This window comes from Actinosynnema sp. (genome assembly GCF_052038725.1).
Map to the genome: position 1 here is coordinate 1 of NZ_JBQGCX010000170.1, position 3,342 is coordinate 3,342.

Annotated in this window: 2 protein-coding genes; both read right to left on the reverse strand. The window is 75.1% G+C overall.

Annotation, left to right across the window (positions count from 1 at the left end):
• On the reverse strand, nt 1-2,105 hold a 2,105-nt coding region (locus ACTUAL_RS03190; RefSeq protein ID WP_440899215.1), incomplete at its 3' end, for a type I polyketide synthase.
• Nucleotides 2,106-2,143: 38 nt separating this feature from the next.
• Nucleotides 2,144-3,342, reverse strand: a 1,199-nt coding sequence (locus ACTUAL_RS03195; RefSeq protein WP_440899216.1) for a beta-ketoacyl reductase, incomplete at its 5' end; no start/stop codon positions are given.

A 3,342-nucleotide genomic window follows, 5' to 3' on the forward strand; every position in this document is an offset into this window, starting at 1 on the left:
TCCTCCTCCGTCGCCTCGACGGCGAGCATCGCGCCACCGGACGGCAGCGCCTGCATCAGCTTCCCGCGCGCGGCGACCAGCGTGCAGGCGTCCTCCAGGGAGAGCACGCCCGCGACGTGCGCCGCCGCGATCTCACCGATCGAGTGCCCGGCCAGGAAGTCCGGTCGCACGCCCCAGGACTCCAGCAACCGGAACAGCGCCACCTCGAACGCGAACAGCGCGGGCTGGCTGTACCCGGTGCGGTCCAGCAACTCCTGGTCGTCACCGAGCACGACCTCGGCCAGCGGCCGGTCCAGCAGCGGGTCGAACAGCGCGCAGGTGGCGTCGAAGGACTCCCGGAACGCCGGGAACGCCTCGCGCAGCCCGCGCCCCATGCCGGTGCGCTGCGAGCCCTGGCCGGTGAACAGGAACGCGGTGCGGCCCGCGTCCACGGCGCCGCGCACGGCGTTCGCGGACAGCTCCCGCAACCGGGCTGCGGTGTCGGCGGTGTCGGCGGTGCCGTCCACCAGCAGCACGGCGCGGTGCTCCATGGCGGAGCGGGTGGTGGCCAGCGCCGCCGCCACGTCCACGGCGGCGGTCGCCGGGTCCAGCCCGTCGGCCAGGCGCGCGGCCTGCGCGTCGAGCGCGGCGGCGGTGCGGGCCGACAGCAGCCACGGCACCGGCGCCCCCTCGGGCCAGCCGGTCCCCGGCTCGGGGTCCTGCGCGGGGTCGGCCTGCTCGACGATGATGTGCCCGTTGGTGCCGCTGACGCCGAACGAGGAGACGGCGGCGCGGCGCGGGCGGTCCAGGGCGGGCCACGGCTTGGACTCGCCCAGCAGCTCGATGTGCCCGGCCGACCAGTCCACGTGGCTGGAGGGCGTGCCCAGGTTCAGGGTCTTGGGCAGCACGCCGTGGCGCACCGCCATGACGGCCTTGATGATGCCGCTGACGGCCGCCGCGGCCTGCGCGTGGCCGATGTTGGACTTGATCGAGCCGACCCACAGCGGGTGCTCCGCGGTGCGCTCGCGGCCGTAGGTCGCCAGCAGCGCCTGCGCCTCGATGGGGTCGCCGAGGGTGGTGCCGGTGCCGGGCGCCTCCACCAGGTCGACCTCGGTGGAGGACAGGCCGGCGTTGGCCAGCGCCTGCAGGATCACCCGCTGCTGCGAGGGCCCGTTGGGGGCGGTGAGGCCGTTGGAGGCGCCGTCCTGGTTGAGGGCGGAGCCGCGCACGACCGCGAGGACCTCGTGGCCGTTGCGGCGCGCGTCGGAGAGCCGCTCCAGCAGCAGCACGCCGACGCCCTCGCCCCAGCCGGTGCCGTCCGCCTCGTCGGAGAACGGCTTGCAGCGCCCGTCCGGGGCCAGGCCGCGCTGGCGGGAGAACGCGACGAACGCGCCCGGCGTGGACATGACCGTGACACCGCCCGCGAGCGCCAGCGAGCACTCGCGCTCGCGCAGCGCCTGCGCGGCCAGGTGGATCGCGACCAGCGCCGAGGAGCAGGCCGTGTTGACGGTCAGCGACGGGCCCTCCAGGCCCATGGCGTAGGAGACCCGGCCGGAGATCACCGCGGAGGTGCTGCCGGTGCTCATGTACGCCTCGACCTCGTCGGGCAGGTCGGTGAGCCGGTCCCAGTAGTCCTGCCCGCCGCAGCCGAGGTAGACGCCGACCTGCTTGCCGCGCAACGAGTCCGGGTCGATCCCGGCCCGCTCCACGGTCTCCCAGGAGGTCTCCAGGACGATCCGCTGCTGCGGGTCCATGGCCAGGGCCTCGCGCGGGGAGATGCCGAAGAAGCCCGCGTCGAAGTCGGTGGCGTCGTGGACGAACCCGCCCTCGCGGACGTAGCTGGAGCCAGGCCGCTCCGGGTCGGGGTCGATCAGGGCCTCGGTGTCCCAGCCCCGGTCCTCGGGGAACGGGGTGATCGCGTCCACCCCGTCGGCGACGAGGTTCCACAGGTCCTCGGGCGAGCGCACCCCGCCGGGGAAGCGGCAGCCCATGGCCACGATGGCGATCGGCTCCTGGTCCTCGGACTCGGCCTCGCGCAGGCGCTGGCGCGTCTGGTGGAGGTCTGCGGTCACCTTCTTCAGGTAGCCCAGGAGCTTCTCTTCGTTCGCCATCGTGGTCCTCACCAAGTCTGCCGTGCCGGAAGGGAAGTGACGTGCCTGGCGAATCAGGCCATGCCGAGCTCGTTGTCGATGAAGTCGAAGATGTCGTCGGCGGACGCCGCTTCGAGCTGGTCGGCCACGGCGGGCCCACCGCCCGCGACAGCCTGGTCGAGCTTGGTGAGCAGGGCGCGCAACCGGGTGGTGACGTGCCCGGCCTCGATCTCCTCCGGGGCGAGGCCGGACGCGGCGATCTCCAGCCGGTCCAGCTCGGCCAGCACCGAGCCGACGGGGCGCTCGCCCTCGTCGACCAGCTCGCCGTGCAGCAGCTCCACGAGCGCGGCGGGGGTCGGGTGGTCGAACACGGCGGTCGCGGTGAGCCGGACGCCGGTGGCGGAGCCGATCACGTCGCGCAGCTCCACGGCGGTGACCGAGTCGAAGCCGAGGTCCTTGAACGCGCGGGTGGGCTGGACCTCGTCGGTGGTGGCGTAGCCGAGGACGGCGGCCACGTGCGAGCGGACGACGTCGAGCAGCAGGGCGCGGCGCGGGCCGGCCCGCCCCCGGGCGAGCCGGGCGGCGAGGTCGGAGCCGGTGCTGTCGCCGGGCTCGGCCACGGGGGCGTGCGCGGCCCTGCCCTCGGGGATGGCCTCGATGTGCGGGCGGGGGCGGGCCAGGGCGTAGGCGGGGGCGAAGCGGGCCCAGTCCATGTCGGTGACGACCAGGTGGGCCTCGTCGCGGTCCAGCACGCCCTTGAGGGCGGCCAGGGCCAGCGCGGGGTCCATGGAGCCCAGGCCCATGCGGGCCAGGTGGTCGCCGGTCTCGCCGGAGGACATGCCGCCGCCGCCCCAGGTGCCCCAGGCGATGGAGGTGCCGGTGAGGCCGCGCGCCCGGCGGCTGCGGACGACGCCGTCGACGACGGAGTTGGCCGCGGCGTAACCGATCTGGCCGCCGGAGCCCCAGACGGCCGCGCCGGAGGAGAACACGACGAACGCGTCCAGCTCGCGATCGGCCAGCAGCTCGTCCAGGTGCAGCGCGCCGAGGACCTTGGCGTCGGCCAGCTCCGCCAGCTCGGCCACCGAGGCGTCGTCGACGCCGGACTCGCGGCGCATCGCGCCCGCCGCGTGGAAGACGGAGGTCAGGTCGGGCAGCGAGGCGACGAGGGCGGCGACGGCGTGCCGGTCGGCGACGTCGAGCGCCACGACCTCCACCTTGCCGCCCAGCTCCGCGCACAGCTCGGCCGCGCCGGGCGCGTCCGGGCCGCGACGAC